The following is a 26,415-nucleotide window of genomic DNA, read 5'->3' on the forward strand; positions in this document are numbered from 1 at the left end:
ACATATGTTTGATATTATAATACGATTGTTTGTAAAAAGGTCTAATTCAATTCTCTAAAATAGGGAAATAATTATATTAATTAATCTCCTAAATTTAAATGGTAATAACCCCAAGATAAATCTAATAGGTGGAATTACTATTAAAAGTAATTGCTTTTTATAAAGAGATATACTTCTTATTTGCAAAATCATAGAATTATATAAATACTTTATCCGTCTTTTATTCTCGAATGACTGACTATTATGAATTCTCTTTGCCGTAAGTACATTATTAATAATTCCCATCTCTTTATTATTTATAAAAGCTCTTAACCACAATTCGTAATCAAACTGAGTGGATCTACCTTCATCATAACCACCTAATTCCTGTAACAGAACTTTGTTCATTATTACTGATGAGTGATTTATTTGGTTGCCAATTAAAATACTGTGATTAATCCTCTTTAAAAAAGATGAATCCTTACTATATTCCTTCCATAAAGGAGTCCCATTCCCATGAATAATTTCTGAATTAGTAGATATTAGAAAGTAATTTGGATTCTCAGTAATAATTTTATACTGAATACTTAACTTTTGTGGATGCATCAAATCATCAGCATCTAAGTTACAAATATATTTTCCAGATGCGTTTTCTATTGCTAGATTTAACGCTTTACCTCGACCAATTGCATCTGTTAACACTAACTTGACTCTGTTATCCCTATCTTTATATCTATTTAATATACTTACTGTTCCATCATTTGAACCATCATCTACTATAACCAACTCCCAATTTGTAAATGTTTGATTTATAACACTCTCAATTGTATTTGAGATAGTATTTTCTCCATTCTTAACAGTACATATAATTGATATTAATTCTGTAGTCATAGTTTACTTCCTTTATTAACTTAGTTTGACTCTATAAATACACTACTTTTACATACCTTAAAAGGCTAATGTATAAATTTAAGAATGCAACTCTTGCACTCTTAAATTTATACATGTAAATTTTGATAGATCTTTTCTAATTTTTTTAAAACATTTTCAATAGAGTATTTTTCAATTCTTTTTAAGTTATACTTTCCATATTCACTTCTTAATTTTTTTGATTTATAGAGCTCTTGAATTGCACTTACATAATTTTCTATATCATTCATTTTTAGTAGATATCCACCTTTGTTATGCTCAATTAGATCACTGTTTCCTCTTATATCTGAACATACAATTGGTAGTCCTGAAGCCATCGCTTCCATTAGAGCAACCGATAACCCTTCTCTAAAGGAGGGAAATGCAAATATATCTGTGATGCTGCATAAATCATATATATCATTACGATATCCTAGAAATTTAATCCGTTTTTCAATTCCCAATTCATTTGACAATTCTTTCAAGTGGCTTTCCATTGGTCCTTGCCCGCAAATTACATAATAAATATTATTTGTATGAAGTCTAGCCATAGCCTTAATTATAGACTCATGATTCTTATTTTTGTTTAACTCACCAACTGATAATATAAGTAAGCTGTCGTCGGGCACTCCAATTTCTCTACGTTTTTCAGATTTATCTACATCTATTTCAATTAATTTCCTAAACTCTAGTCCTACTCCAGGAAGATATTCAACTGTTCGCGAATTAAAAGAACCTTTAGCTCTTTCGTAATCTTCAGTATTTATAGTAATCAAAACATCAGTATACCTTGATAACAAACGCTCAACTGGATAATACAGTATCCAATTCAGAATTGGAGCACCTTTATAAAAATGAAAACCATGTGCAGTGTATACTACCTTAACATTATCCATTTTTCTACACGCTAACCTAGCACTAGCAGAAGCAACTGGAGTGTGTGTGTGGACTATATCATATTCTTCATCACTGATAATCTTCTTAAGTTTCTTATAAGCTGAATAGTTTTGTTTTTTCATCGGAGAGCGTTCAAATTCTAGCTTATGGACTTTACATCCCAAATCAATTAACCTTGAGTCAACATCCTGTACAATGTTAAAAGCAACATCAACATGATGTCCTTGATTAAATAACATTTTAATATGGGGAATTAAAAACGCATTTACTGTATTAGAAACTGTCGTCACATATAAAATTTTCAATCTTAATTCTCCATTTCTTTAAAAGTGAAATTTCTTACCAATCTTTCTCGCTGGAACACCAACATAGGTCCCGGATTCAAGTATATCCTTAACAACAACGGAACCAGCACCTACAATACACCTACTAATGATGCTTATATTATTACTAACTACACTTCCAATGCCTAACCAAGATCCTTGTCCAACCTTGACGGTACCTGCTAGATGAGCACCTGGTGAAATATGAACATAATCTTTGATACAGCTATCGTGGTCGATTGTAGATCCGGTATTAATAATGCAACTTTTTCCGATTTTAGTACAACAATTAACAACTACTCCTGCCATTACTACCGTCCCATTCTCTATTTCCACTTGATTCCCGATTACTGCATTAGGGTGAATTAATACGGGAATACTGGCATCTATCGTTTCAAGCATTTCATGAATCCTTTGTCTCGTAGTATTATTACCTATACCAACAAATATTTCATACTCATTTATATGTGTAAAAACATCTTCTGAAGTCCCAATAACTTCTAGGTCCATTGATGACTTTATGCTTTTATCGTCATCTAAAAAAGCAATGCTCTGCCATTTATTCATTTTCAATGCAATATCCGCAACAACTTTTCCGTGGCCACTAGCACCAATAATTAAAAGTTTATTTTTCATATTTCTATTCTTTCCTTTTTGGTTCCCTCAAAGGGCTCAATCGTAGCAGCAGTTTCAGAATTAATACCTTCTCTGTAGAAAACCTTTTTTATGGTTAAAAAAATAATCTTCCAATCTTCAATGAATTTCACATTTTCCACATACTCAACATCGAGATTAAATTTATCTTCCCAACTAATCGCATTTCTACCACTAACCTGCGCTAGACCAGATAGTCCTGGTCTGACTTCATGACGTCGTTTTTGATAATTGTTATATAGCGGCAAATACTGCACCAATAATGGTCTAGGGCCAATAATGGACATATCACCCTTCAAAATATTAAAAAGCTCTGGTAGTTCATCAAGAGATGTTGAGCGAAGTAACCTACCAAACTTTGTCAGCCTAATACTATCAGGCAGTAACTCCCCCTGATCATTACTTTCATCCGTCATAGTCCTAAACTTATACATCATAAAAATCTCTTCATTCACCCCAGGTCGTTTCTGTTTAAATAGCACAGGACTGCCTAACTTTATTCTCACAAGTAATGCAACTATTAGTAATACTGGACTCAGAACAATAATAGCTATTAAAGAAAGTATAAAATCCATCGGTCTTTTTACAAACCTTCTATAAATACCACCTTTGAAGTTCTTCATTATTCTAACCACAACCCTTTAATAGTCTTTACGACTCTTTCTAAATCATCATCTGTCATCTTAGTATCAGATGGCAAACATACACCATTCTCAAACAATTTCTCAGATACACTTTCACCAATAAAATCATTTTTTTCAAAGAAAGGCTGCATATGCATTGGTTTCCAGACTGGCCTTGACTCGATATTTTCAGCTTCCAATGCTTCAAATATATCAATAGGCCTTACTTTACCGGATAATGTTATTGAGCTTAACCAATAATTTGGTACATCCCACTCATTACTAGGCATAAACTCAACACCTTCTAGTCCACCAAGCTCTCTCTTATAAAACTCAAAAATGTAGTTCTTCTTGGCAACTCTTCGAGTTAACACTTTAAGCTGCCCTCTACCAATCCCAGCAGCTACATTGCTCATCCGATAATTAAATCCTAGTTCACTATGTTGATAATGTCTTGCTTGATCTCGGGATTGAGTGGCCCAAAACCTTGCTTTAGCAACTCTCTCTTCATTATTAGAAACAAGCATTCCACCACCAGAAGTAGTAATAATTTTGTTCCCATTAAAAGAGAAGATGCCATAATCGCCAAACGTTCCAGTATGCTTACCTTTATAGTAAGTTCCTAAACTTTCAGCAGCATCTTCTATTAAAGCCACATTGTAGTTCTTACAAAGTTCTAAGATTTTATCCATATCAGCAGACAAACCGTATAGATGTACTACAATAACTGCCTTAACTTCCGGATACTTACGAAAAGCTTCTTCTAATGCTATAGGACACATATTCCATGTTTCATAATTACTGTCTATGAATACTGGGACTGCATTTTGATATATGATTGGATTAGCTGTAGCAGAAAATGTAAGTGTTGGACAGAAAACGATATCCCCTTCTCCAACTCCAGCAGCTCTTAAAGCTAAGTGTATAGCTGCCGTTCCAGAAGAAAGTGCTGCAGCTGATTTTATACCAACCTTTTCTGCTAGTTCTCTTTCAAAGCCATTTACGTTTTCTCCAAGTGGAGCAATCCAGTTTGTATCAAAAGCTTCCTTTACATATTCCATTTCAAAACCTTCATCACTCATATGAGGTGATGAAAGGAAAATTCTCTCGTTCACTTTTGTTGTCGCCATAATCTAGTCTTCCTTCCTCAATAAGTTAATTCTTTAGTAGATAAGGACTTATCTGCAAGAACTTCTCTTCCAACTAACTACTAATCCACCAAAACATAAAAAAATAGGGCATTGAACCCCGCCTTACACCATACCCTCGTTAACTCCTCATATCTAAGGTGGAGATTCTCCCCACCCACAGTGCAACCGAGTGCCTCCATTGATAAAGGTAAGGAGACATCACCTTCTTTTCATATTCCAACTTTATTTAAACACTAGCTTTTGCTTTTTCTACTAAGTGTTCCATGTAATCTACAACTTGTGCACGCAAATCTTCTCTCTCTAGGGCAAAATCCAACTGAGCTTTAATAAACCCAAACTTATCTCCAACATCATGGCGTACTCCACTGAATTCATAAGCTACTACCATTTGTCTTTCGTTTAATTCTTTTATTGCATCTGTTAACTGTATTTCCCCACCAGCACCCGGTGCTTGTGTTTCTAGAATTTCAAAAATCTCTGGTCGAAGTATATATCTTCCCATAATTGCATGATTTGATGGAGCCTCCTCCATTTTTGGTTTCTCTACCAAACTATCAATATGGTAACACTGCTCATCGATCTGTCCACTCTTCTTGGAGATGACACCATACTTAGATACATCCTCCATTGGGACCTGTTGGACACCTAAAACGGATGAATTAAAACGTTCATATATCTCAATCAATTGCTTCGTACACGGCTTTTCTGGGGAATACACAATATCATCCCCAAGGAGCACTGCAAATGGTTCGTCTCCGATGAAGCGTTTCGCACAACCAATCGCATGCCCAAGTCCTAGTGGTTCTTTTTGACGGATGTAATGAATGTTTGCTAGTTTTGAGATTTCTTGAATTTCTTCTAGTTGGTCGTATTTGCCCTTCTTCGCTAATGTCTCTTCCAACTCATATGATTTATCAAAATGATCCTCAATCGCACGCTTTCCACGCCCGCTGACAATAATGATATCTTCAATTCCAGAAGCTACCGCTTCCTCAATGATGAACTGGATGGTCGGCTTGTCTACAATCGGAAGCATTTCTTTAGGCTGGGCTTTTGTCGCAGGAAGGAACCTTGTCCCTAATCCTGCAGCTGGTATTATAGCTTTTCTTACTTTTTGCACTATGTCATCTCCTCTTAGACCGATATCTTTCTTTTAAATATAGACTTTAACTCTTCTTCTTTGTTATTCGCAATAGATAGTAGAAATCTTCTTAATTCTCCTTCGGTCATTGCTTCGAAATTTGTTAAGAAGTAGCTTAATATCTCTTTGTCCTTTAACGGCGCTTTCCCTATATGAATCTTCGGGAAGATATCTGCTTTATGAATTTCATTTTCGTTTAGTAGTTCTTCATACATTTTTTCACCAGGCCTGATACCAGAGTATTTTATTCCAATTTCATCAATGGAATATCCGGACAAGGTAATTAGGTTTTTTGCTAGGTCAACAATTTTCACCGGATCGCCCATATCCAATACAAATACTTCTCCACCTCTTGCCAAAGTACCAGCCTGGATTACCAACCTAGATGCTTCAGGGATGGTCATGAAATAACGAGTCATATCAGGATGTGTTACCGTTATCGGACCGCCCGCCTGGATTTGTTTCTTGAATAGAGGAATGACACTTCCTCTACTTCCAAGTACATTACCGAAGCGAACTGCAACAAATTTCGTATTGCTTGTTTGCGCAAGGTCCTGGATGACCATTTCGGCAAAACGTTTTGTGGCTCCCATGACGTTTGTTGGGTTTACAGCTTTATCAGAGGATACAAGTACGAATGTGTCTACACCGAAAGTATCCGCTGCTTCAGCTACATTTTTGGTTCCAAAGATGTTGTTCTTCACCGCTTCTTCTGGATTGCGCTCCATAAGTGGTACATGCTTATGAGCTGCGGCGTGGTAAACAACGTCCGGTTGGTACTTCTCCATAATTGAGAATATCTTGCCTCGATCTTGGATGTCAGCTATTTCGGTATGGATATTAAATACATCTTTGAATTTAGCTCTTAGCTCTAGTTCGATAGAATAGATGCTGTTTTCTCCATGGCCAAGTAGGATTAGGTTTCCAGGAGTGAAGTTAGATATCTGACGACAGATTTCCGATCCAATGGAACCACCAGCTCCTGTTACAAGAACTGTTTTTCCTGTAATGGATTCTGAGATGCTTTCCATATCTAATTTTACTGGATCTCTTCCAAGAAGGTCTTCTACTTCAACGTCACGGAATTCATTAACGGATATTTTGCCTGACATGAGGTCCTCTAGCATCGGTATTATTTTTGTTTTTGCATCTGTTTTGACGCATTCTTGGTATATCGTGTTGATGTCTTTTTTACCGAGTGAGGGTATAGAGATGATAATATTTTCAATTTCTAGCTTGCCCACTATTGTTTCGATATCTTTCACACTACCTAGTACAGGAATTCCCAACACTTGCAGTTTGTGTTTCTTTTCATCATCATCCACAAAAGCAACTGGCACTAACTCGGCTTCTCTATTTTGCAGCAATTGCCTTGCCACCATGCTTCCTGCGGCTCCTGCACCTACAATTAATGTGCGTTTTTTGTCAGTCGATTTTTTATAATAGAAATCCCGATAGACCCTCCATGAGAATCTAGACCCTCCAATAAGAATCATGTGTAGCATCCAAGTGATTAATAGGGCTCTTCCATACACATTTCCAACTACTAATAATTGCACAAAACCAGTGACTGCTACGGAGTAGGTAACAGCTTTCAGAATCCCCATCAATTCACCGATACTCGCATATTCCCATGCTTTATGATACAGCTTATATGTATAAGCAAAAAGATGATGCCAAATGATAAGGGATAAGGAACTCAATAATAATGTTTTGGAACTAAAGATATTGGTATCAGTTATCAGCATCCAAAAACTCAAATAAATAGAAGATAGGACAATTAGGGAATCAACCAAAATTAGAAATGAAAGCCGTTTTTTGTACGTCAAGGTGGAACCTCCTTCGTTTGTATTTCTTGTAAAATAAATAGGTTAAAAGTCACTATTTATTCATAAAAAGAAGAGGAACAGCCCTTTTTGGCTATTTCCCTCCATAATAATAGTAGAGTGCACCGTCCGATTTTTTCTTACCATTTAGCACTACGCCTAGCAATTTAGCTTGTGCTGCATCCAATAATTCTTTAGCTTTTAGTGCATTATCTTTTTCTGTTGCTCCGCTTGCGATAACCATGATTGTCCCATCACACTTGTTTGCTAGAATTTGAGCATCTGTTACTGCAAGTACAGGTGGGGTATCAAAAATAACCATGTCATATTGAAGATAAGCAGCAGCCAGCATTTCTTCTAGTGCTTTAGAACTTAAAAGCTCTGCTGGATTTGGTGGAATTGGGCCACTAGTCAAGATGTCTAGGTTGTCAATTCTTGTTGTGTTGATAGTTTCACGTAGTAGTGATTGTCTTGTAAGAACCGTCGTCAAACCTGTTACATTATTCTGTTGGAATGTGTAGTGCGCTGTCGGTTTACGTAAGTCTGCATCGATGAATAATACCTTCTTGCCTTGTTGTGCAAACACTACTGCCATATTACTTGCCGTTGTAGACTTACCTTCAGATGGACCAGAGGACGTTACCATGATGGAGCGCAGGTTCTGGTCCACAAATGAGAACTGAATGTTCGTTCTGATGGTTCTGTATTGCTCAGAGATTGGAGACTTAGGCAATTTGTCCGTGATCAAATGGCGACTGGTCGTTGCGATAGATTTTTGCTTTTGGGTCAAGTTTTTAAGAGCCAACGGTCTCACCTCTCGTTCTTGTTGCTTTTCTTGCAATTTTTTGTGCTTCTTGAATATCTTTATCTTCTATTAATAGAACCGTTCCTAGTACAGGAATTCCGAGTAATTTTTCAATGTCTTGTTCCGTTTTAACTGTGTTGTCCAGAAATTCTAGTAAGACTGCTAGTCCTACACCCGCCATCAAACCTATTACAAATGCAATGGCCATGTTTAATACTGGCTGTGGTTTTACCGGAGAAGGGTTTTCACCAACTTGAGCTGCTGCTAAAATATTTACATTATCCACATTCATGATGGAAACAACTTGCTTTTTGAAAACTTCCGCTGTGGTATTGGCGATGTTTGCTGCCATAACAGGATCTGCACTTTCCACTGTTAACGTCAATACCTGAGAGTTTTGAACGCTTCCTACTGTAATCATATTATTTAGTTCAGATGCATTGTAAGCTCCGTTTAACTCTTCACTTACTAGATCAAGAACCGCTGCACTTTTGATAATGACATTATATGTATTAATCAACTGTATATTGGCTTGAATGTCGCCCGTATTATAGGCAGCTTGGTCGGTCTTTTCTTGGTTCACCAATAACTGAGTAGAAGATTGGTAGATTGGCGTTAATAAAAAGTAGCTCACTAGTCCGCTTGCCGTGGTTAGAACAACCGTAATGAGGACGATGAGCGATAAACGTTTCTTTATGGTTTGAAATAATTCTTTGAGACTGATAGTTTCTTCCATGTTAACCTCCGAAATTTACTCGTTACTGGTAAAGTTTATTTTTTCTACAAATTTATTCTTTTATTTCCATACTGAACTATTATAGGGTAATTTCTAACATATATCTACATAATAATTGTAATTTATCTGTAATAAAAGAGGAATTTCCTTCAAATCGTCGAATAGTCCTGTGTAATTTTTGACAATTAACTCGACTTATGTCGAATGGAATGGGTATTTTGTCGAATATATTACATCACTGGATTATATGTATATATATGGATAAGAGGTTGTGTGAGGTTTGAGGTGATAAGGGATTGAAAAAGGCGGAGAAATTGAATTTTGAAATCCTTAAATAATGAAGGAGCTATTACCAATAAACTCCAAGTTCGGATTAAAGAGAAAACTTTCATTTAATACAAACCCGAAGGGGGTTGGTGCTAACGCAAGAATAAAGGGACAGCAATTGGCTGTCCCCCGTTTTATGAAAGAGATTACTGCTGGTCTTCCTCTTTGTCCTCTTCCATGTCCATATCTTCTTCCATGTTCTCTTCGTCTTGCTCCATATCTTCTTCCATGTTGTTCTCGTCTTCCATTTCAGGATCTGCAGGTTCTTCCATTGGTGGCTCTTCTTCTGGTGGAGGAACGTCCTGATTGTTTGCTGCACATCCTGTAATTAGCATCGCTGCTAATGCAGTACCAGTTAATTTCAATAACCATTTGCTGTTCATATAAACCTTCTCCTTTCGTAAATGGAATTTCAAGACCTTTTCTTCAAGTTGCTTGGTCCCTTTTTATATTCCCCAACTTAGGAGAAAATTTGCATACAAACTGCAAATTTTTTCAAATTACTGCTTTGGTCCTAATGCAAACATCATTTCCAGTTCACAAACAAGTTGTCCGTCAACCGTTGCTACACCTTTACCTTTGCCGATGCTTCCGCGCACACGGGTCATTTCTACTTCAAGACGAAGCTGGTCCCCAGGTACTACTTGCTTCTTGAAACGGCAGTTATCGATTCCGGTGAAGAAAGCTAGGCGTCCTTTGTTTTCTTCTTTTTTCAGCATGGCTACAGCACCGACTTGTGCTAATGCTTCGACTATAAGTACTCCTGGCATAACCGGGAACTCCGGAAAGTGTCCGTTGAAGAATTCTTCGTTTGCTGTCACGTTTTTAATGCCGATCGCCCGTTGTCCTTCTTCGATTTCAATGATTCTGTCGATTAAAAGGAATGGATATCTATGTGGAATGATTGCTTTGATTTCATTAATATCTAGCATGGTTTTGTGACCTCCTACTAATAGTTACTTATAATTATATAGGAAGGCATAAAAAATAGGAAGTCCTTTGTCGGACTCCCCTTATTCTTTGTTCACTAGATCTAATATATGCTGCCATGTTTCTTTGTTGAGGACATCCATTGGATTGCCTCCGCCGAGTACTCCATAGCCGAACATGGCGCCTGCGATGATTGCTACTGCCATTATCGCGACGAGAATGATGAGGCGGAGCCATATTGGGATAAGGCGGATCCTGAATTTATATTTTTTCGGTTGTGCTTCTTCTGTTGCACTTATTTCTTCTTGCTGTCTTGTTTTATTTTTCTGAGCTTTGCGCAACTCTTCCCTTGATAAGCTCTTTTTGCCTGTTTCTTGCTCCATTGCGCAACCTCTCCTTTTTGTTGGATTTCCTACACGATTATTATGATTTTAGTCCGTTTACTAGCCCCATCATCTGGTCTGCAAACTGGACGGATTTAGCATTGAATTGATAAGAACGCTGCATTAACGTGAGTTCTGTCATTTCTGAGGCAAGGTCTACATTGGATTGCTCGAGCATTCCTTGTTGCATGCCTATGTCTTGGCGCGCTCCACCTTGTAGGTATCCCACTATCGCTCCTGGGTCCGCTACATTCGCTGGAGGAAGCGCATAAAGGGAACCTGGTCTTGGTTCTAACATTTGCGGCCTGATGACCTCAGCCACTCCTAACTCACGTGCGATGGCTTGTCCATCCGACGTGACGGCAGAAAGGATACCACTGCCTTGAAGTTTAACTTCCTTCACATTTTCAGGTAGGATAATTGGCTGTTCATCACTATCCAGCACCGGATGCCCGTCTGCAGTAACAAGCATTACTTCCGCGTTGTTGATCGGAGACAAATAGAATACACCATTCCGTGTAAATTGTGTACTAGTTTGCCCATTTTGCGTCACTTGAACCGTAAAGAACTGATCTTCTTTTGTCAGTGCAAAGTCTAACATACGGCTCGTTGCTTTCATAGGTCCTTGTGTGAGATGAAGTTGGGTTTTACTTAGACCGGATCCAGATCCAAGGCGAATACCCATAGCCGATTGACGGGCATTTTCATTATCATAACGTGCCAATGGCTGGTTGTTTGATTGTTGGGCTAGAAGTTCTTGAAACGATGCACTTCTTTGTTTATATCCGACGGTGTCCACATTAGCCACATTGTGAGAAATCAAATCCAATTGTTTTTGAAGCTGATTCATCGTATTTGTAGCATTCAGCATGATTCTGTTCATATATTTTTCCCTCCATTAAGGGGCTTAGTTGATGCGGCCGATTTCGTTTGCTGCCTTTTGCATGCTCATGTCGTAAGCTTGGATAATCTTTTGGTTGGCTTCAAATGCTCTGTAGGCGGCTGTCATATCACTCATCGCTTGCGCCGTGTCGACATTAGAGCGTTCGATATGACCCTGTGACACTTGATAATTCACTCCAGCCGCTTCTGTAGCATTTTGAAGAGGAGCTACGCCTTCAGCGGTTCGGTATAGCCCGTTTCCTTCCCGTACAAGCTCATCTGGCGTATTGGCTAATGCAATTCCAAGACGGGTATTTCGGATATCACCCTCTAAGATTGTTCCGTCCTGCTGAACCAGCATGGATCGAGATCTTATTTGGATACGGTTGCTATTTTCATCGAGTACATAGAGTCCACTGTTTGTCGTCAGGTAACCATCCGGATCGATGGAGAAGTTTCCGTTCCTTGTATAGCGCGGTGTGCCGTCCACTTGTTCGACTGTGAAATAGACGGATGCATTTTCCGGCAGGTTTTGATTTAGGATGGCAAGGTCTGTATCATTTCCCGTCGGACGCAAGTCGCCTTGTGTGTGTTTTGGCTTTGTTTCTTGGAGGTATACTCCTGTGCTTAGGCGTACCGGTTCATTGGCAGGTGACATAGGGTTAAATTTATTGGTTCCGTTTGCTTGCTCCATCCGTTGTAGGAGTAAATCAGGAAAGGATCTTAGTGATCCTTGGTCTGCTTTGTAACCAGGTGTATTTGCATTGGCCAGATTGTTCGACATCATTTCCATGCGGCGCTGTTGGGAAATCATCCCCGCTGTAGCTGTATAGAATCCACGTAACACTTGACTTCACCTCAAATTTTTTAACGTACAGATTTTTCTAATTTCTATTATAGTACAAATGTTAGTTTGTCGATATATGTAATTTTGTGATTATTGGATTTTTTTAGGAATATAACAAACAAAAAGCCCTGTACCATTACTGGTAGGGGCTTAGTTGGTGCATTTCGTTTAGTTTTTGTTTATGGTAGTTGAGTTTATTGATTAAGGATTTTCGTAGGGTTTCGTCTAAGCAGTCGTCAATTAGTATTTCGTGATAACTTGCTCTGTAAGAATGCCATTGTCTCAAAATTCTTTGGTACATAATTTGATGCACCTCCACGGGTTTTGTGATGTATTCTTTCTATACCCTTCGTGGAGGATTTGTAACATGAGAGGGTGGAAATCCAGAACGGGAAGGAAGAACCAGGTCGTAATTGCGACCTAGCTCTTGTGAATTACTTATTTAATACGGCAAACAGTTCTTTTTTCAGAATCGGGGCCATTGTCCTGGCATAGGTCGCAGTAATGTGGTGTTTATCTCGGTAAACGAGGACATTTCCTTTAACCGGTTTGCAGTAGTCTTCGTCACACAGATAATCTGTTAGGTCCACGTAGTTTACGTTAGCTGGGACGTATTTTAATTTACTGAACGGACTTTCGGAAGGTAGGGCCTTTTCCCTTTCTTGGGCACATTCAAGGGAGTCTTCTCCTTTTTCCTCTACACATGAAGGCACATCAAATTCGAACCAGGCATTGTCTCTTATGGCGAAGACAGGGATTTCTGCTTTTTCGAGAGCTTCCCATTGTTGGACAAACCCTTGCGGTACTTCCGCTTTTCGACCAACGTCGGCTGTTGTAAAGACAAGGTCTGGGTTGGTTGATATGAGTGTCTGGATAAGTTGTTTGTTCCACTCATAGCAAGATTCGGATGTGGCTGCGTTTATTTCTTCTGCAGTGAAGCGACAAGCACTTTTGGTGTAGTTGATGATTTTGATTTTTTCTTCTTGGGCAAATTCCTCTAGTGCAGGTAGCCATTGTGCGGAGTGTGATCCACCTACAAGGGCTATGGTGTATTCTTGGTTTTCTGTTGTACCGTACTCACAGGCGATTACTTCCGAGTCGGCTAAATTTTGATGACAGTTGTCTTCATATACTTTTGGAAGATCGTTTTGTGCTTGCAATGGTGTTGGCAGAATTGGGACGTCTTCTTGCACATTAGTAGAGAAGACTTCCAGTGCACCAGGGTATTCTTCGTTTTCGACCAGGTTGGCAAGTTCTGCTTCTGCTTTTGAGATTTGGTTGGCCCAGAGTGAGGCCGTTAGTACCACTGGCAGCATACATGCTATGACAATGGATCCGCGTTTCCATTTTGGGGTTTCTTTTTTTATGGAACGGACGGGTTTTTCGATTATGTTAGTTGTGATGTAGGACAAGATTATCGATGCAATGATGATGGCTAAACCATCAAGGAATGGTACTGTTTCTTTGTCTGTAAGGATGAAGTAAAAGACTAAGATTGGCCAGTGCCATAGGTATAGGGCATAGGAAAGATTGCCGAGTTTAGCTAATGGTTTTAGGCTTAGGAATTTGTGGACGCCAAAGGATCCTCCGTTGTTGCCTGCCAAGATGATGAAGATGGCTGCAAGGGTTGGCCAGAGTGCTGCGTATCCTGGAAATACGGTGGATACTTGGAGTAGGATCCCACATAGGATGATGGCAATTAAGCCAGTCCAGCCTAGGATGAAGCTGATGGATTTCTTTAATACTACTTGCGCGTTAAGTACTGCGACTATTCCACCTAGGGCGAACTCCCATACGCGTGTGAAGGTGTGGAAGTAGGCGAATGCTTGGTTGGTGGATGTTAGGTAGATCGAATAGGTTAGGGACAGCGTGAACACGGTTAGTAGGACGGCTGTTAGGGCTGGTTTGAATTTAAGTTTGAACAGTTTGCGCATGAGTAGTGCTAGTCCGAATACAAGGGTTGGCCATAGCAGGTAGAATTGCCCTTGGATGGACATGGCCCAGAAGTGTTGGACTGGGCTTGCTTCGTTGTTTTGTGCGAGATAGTCTACTGCGTTGAAGGCTAGTTGCCAGTTTTGGTAGTAGAACGCAGAGGCAAAGATTTCTTGTAAGGTTTGTGCCCATTGGACTTGCGGGAGCCAGAGCATGCTTGCTAGTGTGACGGCGAGCAGGACGAAGAAGGCTGCTGGGAATAAGCGTTTTGCTAGGCCGAGGATGAAGTCTAGGATGTCTATTTTTCCTTGGCGTTGGACTCTTCCTAGTAAGGATGTTGTGATGAGGAATCCAGAGACGACGAAGAAGACATCGACTCCGCCTGAGACGTTGCCGAGCCATATATGGTAGATCGCGACCAGGAGGGCGGCGATTGCGCGCATGCCTTCTATTTCGGTGCGGAAGCGTTTTTTGGTTGGTGTTTGAAGTTGGGATGGGTTGTTGGGTGACATGGTGGTGCTCCTTTTTATGGGACAATTATTGGTTGGTATGGTGTCATGGAATATGATAACGGAGATTTTTGGGGGTGTAAACTGGTATGTCGTTTGGGGGTTGGTTTTGACATAAAGAAGAGCTTAAGGGCGGGGTCAGTCCCACGCGAGGGGGATTTGAAGGAGAAAGGGTTCTTTTAAGGGGGACAGACCCCTAGGTTGTTGCTTTGATTTTTGGTTTATGAATTAAAAAAGGAGCTGCCCTGGTGGGGTGCTCCTTTGGTTTGTTGTTTTTAGTTTTATGGTTAGGCGAAGCTTTTTCTTGGTAGGCGGTCGATGTGGTCGAGCATGATGCCTGTGCCGATTGCTACGCAGTCCATTGGTTGTTCTGCTACTAGGACTGGGACTTTTAGTTCTTCTGCTAGGAGTTGGTCCATTCCGTGTAGGAGTGCTCCTCCGCCTGTTAGGATGACGCCGCGGTCGATGATGTCTGCGGATAGTTCAGGTGGTGTGCGTTCTAGGACGCTTTTTGCGGCTTGCACGATCACTTGAACGGATTCGCGTAGTGCTTCTTCGATTTCCGTGGATGTCACGGTGATGGTTTGTGGCAGTCCGCTTACCATGTCGCGTCCGCGGATGTCGATGGATTCGTTGCGTCCGCCCGGGAATACCGTTGCGATTTCGATCTTGATGTTTTCGGCTGTGCGCTCACCGATTAGAAGTTTGTATTTCTTCTTGATGTATTGAAGGATTTCAGCATCGAATTTATCGCCGGCCATTTTGATGGAAGATGCCGTTACGATGTCGCCCATGGATAGGACGGCTACGTCTGTTGTTCCGCCACCGATGTCGACTACCATGTTACCGCTCGGCTGGAAGATGTCCATGCCCGCTCCGATTGCTGCTACTTTTGGCTCTTCTTCTAAGTAAACTTTTTTGCCGCCGCTCTTTTCTGCCGCTTCTCTGATTGCTTTTTGCTCAACGGATGTGATGTTGGTTGGGCAGCAAATAAGGATGCGCGGTTTAGAAAGGAATCCGCTTACGTTTAGTTTTTTAATGAAGTGTTTTAGCATTGCTTCCGTTACTTCGAAGTCCGCGATGACGCCGTCTTTAAGTGGTCGCATTGCTACGATGTTTCCTGGTGTACGCCCTACCATCTTGCGGGCCTCTTCCCCTACTGCCAATACTTTGCCTGTGTTCGTGTCTAGTGCTACTACAGAAGGTTCGTTCAAGACGATTCCTTTTCCTTTTACGTGGATGAGTACGTTCGCCGTACCCAGGTCAATTCCAATATCCCTTGCAAACATCTTTCTTTTTTCCTCCTTGCGTCATTGCATTGTTTTTACTGTTGCTGGCGACTTTTTATCTGAATGTTCTTTGATTGTGTAGTTGCAAATTGCTAATGAACACTATCTTTAGTCCTAATTGTATATTCTATCACATTTTACTAAATAAAGGGTGAATTTAACAGTGTATTCCTGTCATTTTTTTGAGAATTTTGTCGAAAGGAGTTGGGAGGGTGGGGGTGGGAGTTTTATGAAGACCTGTGTTGCTTGGATTTTCTGGCTGGGGGGTCTTCATAGGCTTGATGAAGACTTCTCTTGATCGGATTTTCGGATTGGCATGTCTTCATAAGCTTAATGAAGACTTCTCTCGCTCAAATTTTCCGGGTGGTAAGTCTTCATAGGCCTGATGAAGACTTCTGTTGCTGTAATTTCCGGCGTGGCAGGTCTTCATAGCTGCACCCACTCCTTGACTACCATGGAACAGCAGTTCCCTTCTATGGCCCGCTTTTCAGTTAACCTACAAACCTAGGCACATACCCGCACCAAAAAACCAAAAATACCAGAGCTTCCTTCGCCCTGGTATCTCCTGTTTATTTTACGGCTTCTTCTTCTTTCTTGTATTTCATCTTGGTTGCTTCGCCGCCCCGTAAATGCCTGATGGATTTATGGTAATCAAGGATTGTTTTGACTTCGTTTGCTAAGTCTGGGTTGATCTCTGGCAGTCTTTCGGTCAGATCCTTGTGGACAGTACTTTTGGAAACGCCAAATTCTTTCGCTATCACGCGAACTGTCTTCTTCGTCTCCACGATATACTTTCCAATCTTGATAGTTCTCTCTTTGATGTAATCGTGCACACCACTCGCCCTCCCTAAATTGTGGATGTTGAGAAGTGTGAAATGAGACCCGCTTATACCGATGTAACGAAGTGCATATATTTATAGTTGTATATGAAACAAAAGTAGGATGGCTGGTGTAATTCTTCGAGACAATCTACGATCCCTCACCTCAAACACTCTCTTTGTATGTTTGGTTTGTATCAGTTTATTAGCTTGGTTGGTTGTTTATGCCAACTATGTCAAGAGGGACAAGGCATTTGTTTGATTTTTTTGAAAATAGCGATTAAAAGATGGAAAATTCTAAATTCACAGTTGACAAATAGGAATAATGAACGGTAAGATAGGGTCATTCTTACTACAAACTTAATAGTTAAAGCTTATCCAGAGAGGTTGAGGGAATGGCCCTTAGACACCTCAGCAACAGGTTCGTAACGAATACTGTGCTAATTCCAACAAGCAATTGCTTGGCAGATAAGTCGAGGACTACATACTATACTTGTGATGCCCTCTTCTTTCCTGCGTGAAAAGAAGAGGGCATTTTTTCATGTGCCGAAACATTCGTGGAACTATCTGCAGCTAAGTAAGAAAAAATCAAAAAAAGAGGAGACAAAAACATGAAGAATCTTTCCACCAAAACCATCGTCGCCATCGGTATCGGCGCGGCCGTATTCGTCATCCTTGGCCGCTTCGCCTCCATACCATCCGGCGTACCAAACACAAACATTGAAACATCCTACGCATTCCTTGCCCTGATGGCTGTTGTCTACGGCCCCATCGCAGGCGGATTGATCGGCCTAATCGGTCACGGCCTTAAAGATGCCATCTTCTACGGCGCCCCATGGTGGAGCTGGGTTCTAGTATCCGGTTTCGTTGGATTATTGATCGGACTACTATCCCGCGGCATCCGCGTGGAAGAAGGCGAATTCACCAAAAAACAGATTATCACTTTTAACGTATCCCAAGCAGTCGTGCAAGCAATCGGCTGGGGATTAATCGCACCAGTATTAGATATTCTTATCTACGCAGAACCAGTGAATAAGGTTTTTGTTCAAGGCGCAATTGCAGGAATTTCCAACATCGTAACAGTTGGAGTTATCGGTACTTTCTTGATCTTAGGCTACTCCAAAACTCGCAGCAAGACGGGTAGTTTAACAAAAGAAGCATAAGAAAACCCAGCTGGTGATTGGAGCAAAAGGCGCAGACTCCAGCGGGGGAATAAAGGTAGTTTGAGACCCCTTAAGCGTTGTGAGGAGGCTCAAACACCTTCCCGCGGAAAGCGAAGCCATTTGCGGAAATCACCAGCGGCGTACAAAGCAGACATAAAACTAAAAAGAAAACGGTGGAGAGCAACAAGCCAGCGTTTTTCTTATGAATAAAAGGAGCAATACAACATGACAACACCAGTGATACAATTCCAAAACTTCACCTTCCAGTACCGCACCCAAGCAGAACCCACACTACATAACATCAACCTCTCCATTTACAAAGGAGAAAAAGTAGTCATCGTCGGTCCATCCGGCTCCGGCAAAAGCACCCTTGCCCACTGCCTGAACGGACTAGTCCCCTTCTCCTACCGCGGCACCATCACCGGCAGCCTCACCGTAAACGGCGTGGAAACGAAAGACGCCGATTTATTTTCCATCTCTAAAATGGTCGGCACCGTTCTGCAAGACCCGGACAGTCAGTTCATCGGCCTGTCCGTTGGTGAAGATATTGCCTTTGCCCTCGAAAACGACTGTGTTGAAGTGGAAGAAATGCATGAGCGTGTGAAGGAAGTTGCTCGAATGGTAGATATGGAGAGTTATTTAGCAAGCGGACTTCACGAATTATCCGGCGGCCAAAAACAGCGCGTCGCACTAGGTGGTGTGCTGGTGGATGATGCCGAGATTCTTCTATTTGATGAGCCGCTTGCAAATCTCGATCCTGCAACAGGCAAACAAGCCATCTCCCTCATCGACCGCCTGCATCAGGAAACAGACAAGACCATCGTCATCATCGAACACCGGTTGGAGGATGTTCTTTTTAAACCGGTGGACCGAATCATTGTTGTGGATGACGGCCGCATCGTGGCAGACGGCACACCACAAGAAATTTTAGCAAGTGACGTACTGACCGAACACCATATACGTGAGCCATTGTATGTGAAGGCGTTGAAGTATGCGAGTGGAAATAAGCTTGAAACGTTGAGGCTGGGTGACATACCGGACACCGTTAAGGCGGACGTAAGAGCCTGGTATGAACGGACACCTGAAGTTCGAAAGATTGCGCTCGGTGATCCAGTGCTCGAGCTTGCGGATGTTTCTTTCTCTTATGACGGCGGATCCCCTTTGATCAAAGATGTTTCTTTTACCATTCAAAAAGGCGAAATGGTGAGCATTGTCGGGAGTAACGGCGCGGGAAAATCGACCTTGTCCAAGCTGATCTGCGGGTTTGAACAAGGGATTTCGGGAGTCATCTGGTTGAACGGACGCGACTTAGCGGAGGACACCATCAAAATGAGGGCCAATCATATCGGGATGGTCATGCAAAACCCGAACCATATGATTTCGCAGACGCTTATTTTCGATGAAGTGGCTTTGGGGTTGAGGGCTCGCAATGTGCCGGAAGCGGAAATTGCTGAGCAAGTAGAAAAGACGCTGAAGATTTGCGGATTGTATGCGTTTCGTAACTGGCCTGTTCAGGCGCTAAGTTTCGGACAGAAAAAGCGTGTGACGATTGCTTCTATACTGGTGTTGGAGCCTGAGGTGATAATCTTGGATGAACCGACGGCCGGACAGGATTTCTACCATTATACCGAGCTGATGGAATTTTTACAGGAGCTGAACCGCATGGGCATCACGATTTTGATGATCACCCATGATATGCACTTGATGCTCGAGTACACCACCCGCACCATCGTGATTGATGCGGGGCAGAAGATTGCGGATGCTACACCTGTAGAGGTATTAGCGAATGTTGAAGTTTGTGAAAAGGCGCACCTCCTTCCTACCTCCCTTTTTGAGCTGGCAGCAGAAGTCGGAATTAGTGATGCCAACGATTTTGTAAACCGATTCATCGCCTATGATAAGGAGGTGCGAAACGGATGAAGGTAGAGATGCTTTCCTTTATTGACCGGCAATCCCCTATCCACTCCTTAAGGGGCGCAACGAAACTTCTTTGCTTCCTGATGTGGACGGTGGCTGTGATGCTTACCTATGATACACGGGTCCTTGTGGTACTTTTCGTTTTGAGCATTATTTTATTTCTCGTATCTCGGGTGAAATTGCGTGAGGTCGGATTTGTGCTCGGACTTATCTTGTTTTTCTTATTTTTAAATACACTCTTGATCTATGTGTTCTCCCCTCAGGAGGGTGTGAAGATTTATGGATCGGAAACGATTTTACTAGAAGGATTTGGCCGCTACAATGTGACGGCGGAGCAGCTATTCTATTTGTTTAATATTACGCTGAAATATGTGACGGTCATCCCCGCCGCACTATTATTTATCGTCACGACCCATCCGAGCGAGTTCGCCTCCTCCCTGAACCGGATCGGCGTAAACTATAAGATTGCCTTTTCTGTCGCGATTGCGCTCCGCTACATCCCGGATGTGCAAAAGGATTTCCGGACGATCGCGATTGCCCAACAGGCGAAGGGAATCGATTTATCCAGCAAAGAGAAACTCGGCAAACGCATTAAAAACGCGGCCGCCATTATTGTACCGTTGATATACTCCAGCCTCGACCGGATTGAAACGATCAGCAATGTGATGGAACTGCGCGGGTTCGGCAAGCACAAGAAACGGACATGGTATAGCACGAAGCCTTTTGGGTGGGGAGATTATTTTGCCCTTGGGCTGGTTGTCTTTTTGTTGGTCGCATCTTTGGTGATTACTTTTTATGACGGGAATAGGTTTTATAATCCTTGGAAATAGGAAGAACCTACCTCCTACCTCGTGCTATAATTGGATTATAATCCAAAAATTGGGGTGAGCTTATGATGAAGAAATTACTCGTACCGTTGTGTTGTTCATTTTTATTTCTCGCGGCTTGTCAGGGTGGTCCAAATGAGGATGCACCAGTAGCAGGAAAGGAAGTTGAAGAAGCAACTACTTTCGACGCGGATGTTCCCTTATCCGATAAATGGCAGGGTGATTGGTTTACTTCTTCCGACCCAGCCATCGTTGGTCAATTAACTACATATGATGAAACCGAGGAAGGCTTTTCTTTTAATATTGAAGTATCCAATGATGATCCTACTCCAAAATCCGAGGATTCTTCCGAGCTTATCGTTTCTGTAAAGAGTATAGGTGGTGGATACGCGAAAAAGGATGGTTCCATTGCTGTTTCAGAACAAGAAGAGAATGGTTGTGTGCTTACTTTCCAAATGGGGTCAGAGGGTATAGAAGTGAAAGAGTCAGAGGAATGTGCCGATCCGGAGCTTATGGTCGATTTTAACCATTCATTTATCCCTGCGGAAACCTTTGTCATAGATGAACATTTCTTAGCAAGCATAAAAGAAGGCAAGTTTACTCCAGATGGTTATGGCATCGGTACGCCAATTTTGACGATTTTAAACGACCTTGGTGAACCAAATGCCCATATCCAGCGAAATGAAGCTCTTTATTATATTTATTCCCACACAGGATATGGCACAGTTCCAGGAGATAATACCGTTGGATTGCTGACAGTCATTCGACCTGAACCGCTGACACCAGAGGATGTTGAAAAGCTGATGGGTGAGCCGGAACAAGAAGGACTAAACGAAATGGAAGGTTTATATTACTATTACTACACGATTGACGATAAATATGAGTTGTATTTTGAATTTTTACCAGAGGAGAAAACATTATTACGCTTTCACTTAAGGGAGTTAAAGTTTATGTAGTCACAAAAAAATACAGCTCACAAAAGCTGTTTTTCCTATTCTTAAATCATTAAAGGTATAGCCCCCGTTTTGTCGAATAGTTTAGTAATGGATGAGATTGCGATGGGAGTGTTGTGGCATGGGTTTGGAAGCCAAGTTGACGTATTCAGAAAGTGGTCCGGATTCGGTGATGTTGCATTTTGTCGTAGAAAATAATGGCGGGTCCAGTGAAAAAGTGACCTTCCGCAGCGGACAGCGATATGATTATATCTTGTATCGCGACGGCGCAAGAGTGGAACAATTTTCAGAAGGCAAGATGTTCACGATGATCTATGAGGAAATCATGGTGGGACCGGGGCAGGAATTGAGTTTTGATATTCCGTTGAAGAACTTGCAGCCCGGCAGTTATAAGGTAATGGTGTGGCTGGCTGACTCGGGTTGGCCGGGAGCCAGGGATCGTTTGGAATTTGATGTATAAATGTGTGACCCGTCAATAAAGGACGGGTTTTTTTATTTTGTTTAAGTCTTTTTGGAAACTGTTTCGTCTTAAAAGGTGAGGTGATAAGGGATGGCGGAGGATTATGAGTTGGTCGAGGAGATAATCCGCGGGAGCGAGGCCGCGATGGAAGTGCTGACGCGCAGATATTATCGCGATATATTTGCGTTTGTGTATCGCAAGGTCGGCAACCGGGATTTGGCCTATGACCTGACACAGGAGATTTTTATCAAAATGGTGAAGCGGGTTGGCAGTTTGAAAGACAAGGCTGCATTTAAGAGCTGGCTGTATCAAATCGCGGTGAATCATTGCCGGGACTATTGGCGGAGCGCCGCTTACCATCAGGAAAGTAAGCAGGTCGAGATCCCAGAGCAGTTGAAAAGTGACGGCAGTGAAGTGCCTTACATATTTGAACGGAAAGAAACGCGGGAGCAAGTGAAAAAAGCCTTGCATACCTTGCCCGACATGCAGCGGGAAGCTGTTATTCTAAAATACTTTCATCATATGAAAATACAAGAAATTGCTGATGTGACCCATGCGAATGTATCGACCGTGAAATCGCGGCTGAAACAAGGGTTAGCCAAACTTGCGGTTATTTTAAAGGAGGGTGAAGCAGATGAGAAAAAAAGAATTCGACGATAACTTTCGGGATGATGAGGATTTTGACTGGGATCTGTTGGAACTGGAGAATGAGGTGTTTTCGAGTTTAAAAGAATATGATGTGGAGTTTCCGAGCGAAGAAGAAATGATGTCCACGATTGAAGCCATTCGTCCTCATGTTCCAAAGAGAAAGAGTGTGTTTGAGCCTTTGGCGGGTTTAGTGAGGCATGCGGGGCAAGAAATCTTCCGGACCAGTCCTCTCTTTTGGGGAGCAAACGGACTGCTTGTTGTGATTTCCTTGTTTATGTTTTTCACCGTGGAGCAATTGGACCCCTATTTTACGATAATGATTCTTGCCCCCCTCCCCACCATTGCCGGTGTCTTGGAGCTGATGCGAAGTAAAAACAGCGGGATGTTGGAGCTGGAATTGTCCTTGAAATACAGTTGGCAGGAGCTACTGTTGGCCCGAATTCTGGTCGTTGGCGGATTTAATGTGCTGATGAATATTGGATTAACGATGGTGCTTTCGTTTGTGGTGGCAGATGTGTGGTTTGTGAAGATGACCTTGTACTGGTTAACGCCGTTTACGGTTCTGACCGCCGTGTCGCTTGTGATTGTTTCTCGTTTTAGAAGGCTTCATATGGTAACGGCAACGCTTGTCAGCTGGGTCGGGATCGGAATGGTCATGAGCCAGACGAGTCTTTTTGAAAGGCTTGAAACTGTGCCGTTGTACGTGTTTATTTTGGTGATTGTTGCCGCATCGATTTTTAGCTTGTGGAAAATGTTGTGGATCTATAAAAGGGGGATTTCCTATGAATTTAACCATTAAAAATTTAAGTAAATCATTTGGGCAGAAAAAAGTGTTGGACGATGTGAGCATTTCGTTTTCCGCTGGTGTGTACGGCATCCTCGGAGCAAACGGGTCGGGGAAAACGACGTTGATGCGGATTTTGGCAAGTGTGCTGAAGCCAAGTGGCGGACAGGTTTATTTTAACAACGAGGATATTGTGGGGATGGATGGGGCGTATCGTGATGTGATTGGCTACCTCCCCCAGCATGTGGGGTTTTATAAAAATTTTACAGCGGAGAAGTTTCTATTATATATTGCGACGCTGAAGGGGTTGCCAAAGGATCAGGCTAAGGGGAAAGTGGCCGAGGTGTTGGAGCTGGTCGGGTTATCTTCTGAGAAAAAAGGGAAAGTTGGACGATTTTCGGGGGGTATGAAGCAGCGGGTCGGAATTGCGCAGGCCTTGTTGAACGACCCGAAAGTACTGATTGTGGATGAGCCGACTGCCGGGTTGGACCCTAAAGAGCGCATCCGCTTTCGGAATTTGCTCGCCAAAATTGCGATTAATCGGATTGTGCTGCTGTCCACCCATATCGTCTCAGACATCGAGTTCATAGCCAGAGAGGTTGTTATTTTAAAAGACGGCAAGCTGTTGCGCAAAGATTCCCCGCAGGATCTTCTGGACGGCATTGCCGACAAGGTGTGGTCTGTGAAGGTGAAAGAGTCTGAGATTCCAAGTTTTCAAGCGGCATTTAAGGTCGGAAATATTGGCCGGGTAGGCGATGGGAAGTTTGAACTGCGCATATTGAGCGACAGCAAACCGCATCCGGTAGCCGTCAACGAAGCGCCAAATTTGGAAGATTTATATTTGTATTATTTTGATGAAGAGGTGGCCTCCTAATGGAACTGTTTAAGTTTGAGCTTTATAAGATTTTCAAGCAAAAAACGGTGTATATTACGTTTTTCTTAGCGATTCTTTTCTCGACAGGATTTACTTTTCAGCTGACAGAACAGTGGGAAAAGGATCTGTATAAGGAATGGGAAGGCCCGATTACAGCGGAAGAAGTGAAGTTGGCGGAAGAGAAAAATGCGGTGTTGATGAAAAAGTTAGAAGATGCTCCGGATGACGAGCCGTTTTTCTTTTCTGATAGAGAAAATGCGGAGATGAGTGTGTATGAAGGAGTCGCGTGGGCTTGGGGTGTGGAGCGTAATGCTACCGCTAAAATAAATGAGCTTGAGCAGGAAACCGGCAGTGCCGCTGAGCTTGAGAAGTCCATGCTTGGACAGTTGGATACGTCTTATTTTTACTATAATGTCGGACCGGGAAAAGTGATTGATTTTGCCAGTGTTTTCTCGATTTTTATCACAGGGGCGATGTTATTGATCGGGCTTTCGGCGATTTATACACAGGAGTACAGCTCTGGTGTGGAAAACTATTTGTTAAGTGCCAAAAAAGGACGCAAGCAGCTTTTCTGGGCGAAAGTCGGGGCGGCATCTGTTTATACAGTAGTGATTGTGTTGGCTTGGGAATTGTTTAACTTGGCATGGAATACGGTGCAGTTCGGAACGGAAGGCTGGGGATCGCCGATTCAGCATTATTTTAAATACTACTTCTCCCCTTATGATTTTACTATGCTGGAATATCATATCGTGCAAATGGCGTTTCATTTATTGGGGGCTTTGAGTTTTGCGGTGGTGATTGTCTTGGTATCAAGTTTGAGTAAAAATGTGTTGATCTCGTTTGTTATTTGCAGCGCATTGTTCTCCATGCCATTCTTGGTAGTGGAAATGATGCAGTTGCCAGAGTGGTTGGAGAATCTTTTCACCTTCACTCCTATTTTCACGATGAATGTGGAACGACTTTTTGACTTCTTTAAAGCGGTGAACCTGTTTGGCACCCCTATCCTATTCCCGTTCGTCGCAGTGGTCGTGATGGTTGGCTTAATGGTGGTTGCCGTTGGGGTTGGGTTGAGGTATATGAAGGGGAAGGAATTGTCGGTTTGAGGAGGAATGATTCGCCCACTCCTCCTTTCGCTTTTGTTTGGTTAAGGATAGAGTCGAAAGAAAGTCCTTTATTCACCGATATTCAACAATTCTCCCCATGTCTTTATTCCGCGCTCCCGGCAGACCTGGAGCAGTTCTGTAAATAGGTAGGCTGTGGTGAGGGCGTCCCCGAGTGCTGAGTGGCGCTGATAGATTCTTGTTCCGAAATCCCTGGCGTATTTCTCTAGGTCGCGCATGTCGTAGTTGGGGGCGATATACCCGATCAGGTTCAGGGTGTCGATGGCTTTGGGTGACTTCCAGGTCAGGTTATGACGTTTTAGTTCTGAGTGGATGGCGAGCATATCGAACGCTACGTAGTGACCGACAAAGCAGGCAGATTGGCCGGCAGCAAGGTCCCTCAAATTTTCAATGGCCATCAGCGCTGTTGGTGCTTCTTCTGTCATTTTTTGTGTGATACCAGTGAGCTCGGTAATTTCCCGAGGAATTTGTCGGTTTGGGTTGATGTATGTTTGGTAGGCACCCACTTCTATCACTTGAAGGTTTTTTATTTTGACGGCGCCAAGTTCGATCAGTCTGTCGTCCTTAGCCACGTTGAATCCCGTTGTTTCGGTATCGAATACGGTGAACTCGAGTTTGTCGACAGGTGTGGAAAGTGGTATATTTTCTGCTAAATTGCTCGGGAAATAATGCTTTTTTGCGAATGGGAACATATTTTGTAGGTACCT

General features: G+C 42.1%; 27 protein-coding genes and 1 riboswitch. Of the genes, 9 read left to right on the top strand and 18 right to left on the bottom strand.

Annotation, left to right across the window (positions count from 1 at the left end; all coding sequences use genetic code 11):
- Window positions 1–54: 54 nt before the first annotated feature.
- From LG307_RS20560 to spoIIID, 17 genes are all read right to left on the bottom strand, one after another.
- On the bottom strand, window positions 55–870 hold the full coding sequence (locus tag LG307_RS20560; RefSeq protein WP_404445984.1) for a glycosyltransferase family 2 protein: 816 nt from the start codon (window positions 868–870) through the stop codon (window positions 55–57).
- Window positions 871–977: 107 nt separating this feature from the next.
- Window positions 978–2,090 (bottom strand): glycosyltransferase family 4 protein, encoded by a 1,113-nt coding sequence (locus tag LG307_RS20565; protein ID WP_404445986.1) that lies wholly within the window; start codon window positions 2,088–2,090, stop codon window positions 978–980.
- 18 nt (window positions 2,091–2,108) lie between these two features.
- Window positions 2,109–2,744 (bottom strand): acetyltransferase, encoded by a 636-nt coding sequence (locus tag LG307_RS20570; RefSeq protein ID WP_404445989.1) that lies wholly within the window; start codon window positions 2,742–2,744, stop codon window positions 2,109–2,111.
- Window positions 2,741–3,385 carry a sugar transferase gene (locus tag LG307_RS20575; RefSeq protein WP_404445991.1) on the bottom strand — a complete coding sequence of 215 codons (645 nt, stop codon included), beginning with the start codon at window positions 3,383–3,385 and terminating at the stop codon, window positions 2,741–2,743. The genes LG307_RS20570 and LG307_RS20575 overlap by 4 nt, the downstream gene beginning before the upstream one ends.
- Window positions 3,385–4,500, bottom strand: a complete 1,116-nt coding sequence (locus tag LG307_RS20580) for a DegT/DnrJ/EryC1/StrS family aminotransferase (protein WP_404450517.1) — start codon at window positions 4,498–4,500, stop codon at window positions 3,385–3,387. Before LG307_RS20580 ends, LG307_RS20575 begins: the two co-directional genes overlap by 1 nt.
- 262 nt (window positions 4,501–4,762) lie before the next feature.
- On the bottom strand, window positions 4,763–5,656 hold the full coding sequence (gene galU / locus LG307_RS20585) for a UTP--glucose-1-phosphate uridylyltransferase GalU (protein WP_404445993.1): 894 nt from the start codon (window positions 5,654–5,656) through the stop codon (window positions 4,763–4,765).
- Window positions 5,657–5,670: 14 nt separating this feature from the next.
- Entirely contained in the window at window positions 5,671–7,506 is a 1,836-nt protein-coding gene (locus LG307_RS20590) for a polysaccharide biosynthesis protein (RefSeq protein ID WP_404445996.1), read from the bottom strand.
- A gap of 91 nt (window positions 7,507–7,597) precedes the next feature.
- Entirely contained in the window at window positions 7,598–8,317 is a 720-nt protein-coding gene (locus LG307_RS20595; RefSeq protein ID WP_404450518.1) for a CpsD/CapB family tyrosine-protein kinase, read from the bottom strand.
- On the bottom strand, window positions 8,298–9,044 hold the full coding sequence (locus tag LG307_RS20600; protein WP_404445999.1) for a YveK family protein: 747 nt from the start codon (window positions 9,042–9,044) through the stop codon (window positions 8,298–8,300). Before LG307_RS20600 ends, LG307_RS20595 begins: the two co-directional genes overlap by 20 nt.
- 473 nt (window positions 9,045–9,517) lie before the next feature.
- Window positions 9,518–9,754, bottom strand: coding sequence for a hypothetical protein (locus LG307_RS20605; RefSeq protein ID WP_404446002.1), 237 nt, complete (start codon window positions 9,752–9,754; stop codon window positions 9,518–9,520).
- Between the two features lie 117 nt (window positions 9,755–9,871).
- Window positions 9,872–10,303, bottom strand: coding sequence for a 3-hydroxyacyl-ACP dehydratase FabZ (gene fabZ, locus LG307_RS20610; protein WP_404446005.1), 432 nt, complete (start codon window positions 10,301–10,303; stop codon window positions 9,872–9,874).
- Window positions 10,304–10,384: 81 nt separating this feature from the next.
- Complete coding sequence (locus LG307_RS20615; protein WP_404446007.1) at window positions 10,385–10,684, bottom strand: DNA-directed RNA polymerase subunit beta; 300 nt, start codon at window positions 10,682–10,684, stop codon at window positions 10,385–10,387.
- A gap of 40 nt (window positions 10,685–10,724) precedes the next feature.
- The gene (locus LG307_RS20620; protein ID WP_404446010.1) at window positions 10,725–11,567 is read right to left on the bottom strand and encodes a flagellar hook-basal body protein; all 843 of its coding nucleotides are present in this window, start codon (window positions 11,565–11,567) and stop codon (window positions 10,725–10,727) included.
- Window positions 11,568–11,591: 24 nt separating this feature from the next.
- Complete coding sequence (locus LG307_RS20625; protein ID WP_404446013.1) at window positions 11,592–12,413, bottom strand: flagellar hook-basal body protein; 822 nt, start codon at window positions 12,411–12,413, stop codon at window positions 11,592–11,594.
- A 434-nt stretch (window positions 12,414–12,847) separates the two neighbouring features.
- Window positions 12,848–14,857: an acyltransferase family protein gene (locus LG307_RS20630; protein ID WP_404446016.1), complete on the bottom strand. Its 2,010-nt coding sequence runs from the start codon at window positions 14,855–14,857 to the stop codon at window positions 12,848–12,850.
- Between the two features lie 284 nt (window positions 14,858–15,141).
- The gene (locus LG307_RS20635) at window positions 15,142–16,143 is read right to left on the bottom strand and encodes a rod shape-determining protein (RefSeq protein ID WP_404446019.1); all 1,002 of its coding nucleotides are present in this window, start codon (window positions 16,141–16,143) and stop codon (window positions 15,142–15,144) included.
- Window positions 16,144–16,712: 569 nt separating this feature from the next.
- Window positions 16,713–16,976, bottom strand: coding sequence for a sporulation transcriptional regulator SpoIIID (spoIIID, locus tag LG307_RS20640; RefSeq protein ID WP_010200304.1), 264 nt, complete (start codon window positions 16,974–16,976; stop codon window positions 16,713–16,715).
- Window positions 16,977–17,332: 356 nt separating this feature from the next.
- Window positions 17,333–17,436: riboswitch (SAM riboswitch) on the top strand.
- Window positions 17,437–17,572: 136 nt separating this feature from the next.
- Between spoIIID and LG307_RS20645 the strand changes: the two genes are divergently transcribed.
- The 9 genes from LG307_RS20645 (at window position 17,573) to LG307_RS20685 (ending at window position 25,690) form a co-directional block, all read left to right on the top strand.
- Complete coding sequence (locus tag LG307_RS20645) at window positions 17,573–18,124, top strand: ECF-type riboflavin transporter substrate-binding protein (RefSeq protein ID WP_404446022.1); 552 nt, start codon at window positions 17,573–17,575, stop codon at window positions 18,122–18,124.
- A 225-nt stretch (window positions 18,125–18,349) separates the two neighbouring features.
- The gene (locus LG307_RS20650) at window positions 18,350–20,044 is read left to right on the top strand and encodes an ABC transporter ATP-binding protein (RefSeq protein ID WP_404446025.1); all 1,695 of its coding nucleotides are present in this window, start codon (window positions 18,350–18,352) and stop codon (window positions 20,042–20,044) included.
- The gene (locus LG307_RS20655; protein WP_404446027.1) at window positions 20,041–20,871 is read left to right on the top strand and encodes an energy-coupling factor transporter transmembrane component T family protein; all 831 of its coding nucleotides are present in this window, start codon (window positions 20,041–20,043) and stop codon (window positions 20,869–20,871) included. The genes LG307_RS20650 and LG307_RS20655 overlap by 4 nt, the downstream gene beginning before the upstream one ends.
- A gap of 62 nt (window positions 20,872–20,933) precedes the next feature.
- The gene (locus LG307_RS20660) at window positions 20,934–21,824 is read left to right on the top strand and encodes a hypothetical protein (RefSeq protein ID WP_404446030.1); all 891 of its coding nucleotides are present in this window, start codon (window positions 20,934–20,936) and stop codon (window positions 21,822–21,824) included.
- 118 nt (window positions 21,825–21,942) lie between these two features.
- On the top strand, window positions 21,943–22,281 hold the full coding sequence (locus LG307_RS20665) for a BsuPI-related putative proteinase inhibitor (RefSeq protein ID WP_404446033.1): 339 nt from the start codon (window positions 21,943–21,945) through the stop codon (window positions 22,279–22,281).
- A gap of 90 nt (window positions 22,282–22,371) precedes the next feature.
- Window positions 22,372–22,941 (top strand): RNA polymerase sigma factor, encoded by a 570-nt coding sequence (locus LG307_RS20670; protein WP_404446036.1) that lies wholly within the window; start codon window positions 22,372–22,374, stop codon window positions 22,939–22,941.
- Window positions 22,916–23,728 (top strand): hypothetical protein, encoded by an 813-nt coding sequence (locus LG307_RS20675; RefSeq protein WP_404446039.1) that lies wholly within the window; start codon window positions 22,916–22,918, stop codon window positions 23,726–23,728. Before LG307_RS20670 ends, LG307_RS20675 begins: the two co-directional genes overlap by 26 nt.
- On the top strand, window positions 23,712–24,587 hold the full coding sequence (locus LG307_RS20680) for an ABC transporter ATP-binding protein (protein ID WP_404446042.1): 876 nt from the start codon (window positions 23,712–23,714) through the stop codon (window positions 24,585–24,587). The genes LG307_RS20675 and LG307_RS20680 overlap by 17 nt, the downstream gene beginning before the upstream one ends.
- Window positions 24,587–25,690 (top strand): hypothetical protein, encoded by a 1,104-nt coding sequence (locus tag LG307_RS20685; protein WP_404446045.1) that lies wholly within the window; start codon window positions 24,587–24,589, stop codon window positions 25,688–25,690. Before LG307_RS20680 ends, LG307_RS20685 begins: the two co-directional genes overlap by 1 nt.
- A gap of 68 nt (window positions 25,691–25,758) precedes the next feature.
- On the opposite strand, the gene LG307_RS20690 is transcribed toward LG307_RS20685, so the two are convergent.
- Window positions 25,759–26,400, bottom strand: a complete 642-nt coding sequence (locus LG307_RS20690; RefSeq protein WP_404446047.1) for a PolC-type DNA polymerase III — start codon at window positions 26,398–26,400, stop codon at window positions 25,759–25,761.
- Window positions 26,401–26,415: the final 15 nt, after the last annotated feature.

This window comes from Sutcliffiella horikoshii (assembly GCF_044809035.1).
Lineage (GTDB): Bacteria > Bacillota > Bacilli > Bacillales > Bacillaceae_I > Sutcliffiella_A > Sutcliffiella_A horikoshii_G.

What these genes read in the sequence shown, in the direction of transcription:
- LG307_RS20680 (WP_404446042.1), top strand. Translation starts at nt 23,712, where the DNA reads ATGAATTTAACCATTAAAAATTTAAGTAAATCATTTGGGCAGAAAAAA.
- LG307_RS20560 (WP_404445984.1), bottom strand. Translation starts at nt 870, where the DNA reads ATGACTACAGAATTAATATCAATTATATGTACTGTTAAGAATGGAGAA.
- LG307_RS20605 (WP_404446002.1), bottom strand. Translation starts at nt 9,754, where the DNA reads ATGAACAGCAAATGGTTATTGAAATTAACTGGTACTGCATTAGCAGCG.
- LG307_RS20620 (WP_404446010.1), bottom strand. Translation starts at nt 11,567, where the DNA reads ATGAACAGAATCATGCTGAATGCTACAAATACGATGAATCAGCTTCAA.
- LG307_RS20660 (WP_404446030.1), top strand. Translation starts at nt 20,934, where the DNA reads ATGATGAAGAAATTACTCGTACCGTTGTGTTGTTCATTTTTATTTCTC.
- LG307_RS20630 (WP_404446016.1), bottom strand. Translation starts at nt 14,857, where the DNA reads ATGTCACCCAACAACCCATCCCAACTTCAAACACCAACCAAAAAACGC.
- fabZ (WP_404446005.1), bottom strand. Translation starts at nt 10,303, where the DNA reads ATGCTAGATATTAATGAAATCAAAGCAATCATTCCACATAGATATCCA.
- LG307_RS20575 (WP_404445991.1), bottom strand. Translation starts at nt 3,385, where the DNA reads ATGAAGAACTTCAAAGGTGGTATTTATAGAAGGTTTGTAAAAAGACCG.
- LG307_RS20635 (WP_404446019.1), bottom strand. Translation starts at nt 16,143, where the DNA reads ATGTTTGCAAGGGATATTGGAATTGACCTGGGTACGGCGAACGTACTC.
- LG307_RS20670 (WP_404446036.1), top strand. Translation starts at nt 22,372, where the DNA reads ATGGCGGAGGATTATGAGTTGGTCGAGGAGATAATCCGCGGGAGCGAG.
- LG307_RS20570 (WP_404445989.1), bottom strand. Translation starts at nt 2,744, where the DNA reads ATGAAAAATAAACTTTTAATTATTGGTGCTAGTGGCCACGGAAAAGTT.
- LG307_RS20665 (WP_404446033.1), top strand. Translation starts at nt 21,943, where the DNA reads ATGGGTTTGGAAGCCAAGTTGACGTATTCAGAAAGTGGTCCGGATTCG.
- LG307_RS20690 (WP_404446047.1), bottom strand. Translation starts at nt 26,400, where the DNA reads ATGTTCCCATTCGCAAAAAAGCATTATTTCCCGAGCAATTTAGCAGAA.
- LG307_RS20685 (WP_404446045.1), top strand. Translation starts at nt 24,587, where the DNA reads ATGGAACTGTTTAAGTTTGAGCTTTATAAGATTTTCAAGCAAAAAACG.
- LG307_RS20615 (WP_404446007.1), bottom strand. Translation starts at nt 10,684, where the DNA reads ATGGAGCAAGAAACAGGCAAAAAGAGCTTATCAAGGGAAGAGTTGCGC.
- LG307_RS20650 (WP_404446025.1), top strand. Translation starts at nt 18,350, where the DNA reads ATGACAACACCAGTGATACAATTCCAAAACTTCACCTTCCAGTACCGC.
- LG307_RS20675 (WP_404446039.1), top strand. Translation starts at nt 22,916, where the DNA reads ATGAGAAAAAAAGAATTCGACGATAACTTTCGGGATGATGAGGATTTT.
- LG307_RS20655 (WP_404446027.1), top strand. Translation starts at nt 20,041, where the DNA reads ATGAAGGTAGAGATGCTTTCCTTTATTGACCGGCAATCCCCTATCCAC.
- LG307_RS20645 (WP_404446022.1), top strand. Translation starts at nt 17,573, where the DNA reads ATGAAGAATCTTTCCACCAAAACCATCGTCGCCATCGGTATCGGCGCG.
- LG307_RS20600 (WP_404445999.1), bottom strand. Translation starts at nt 9,044, where the DNA reads ATGGAAGAAACTATCAGTCTCAAAGAATTATTTCAAACCATAAAGAAA.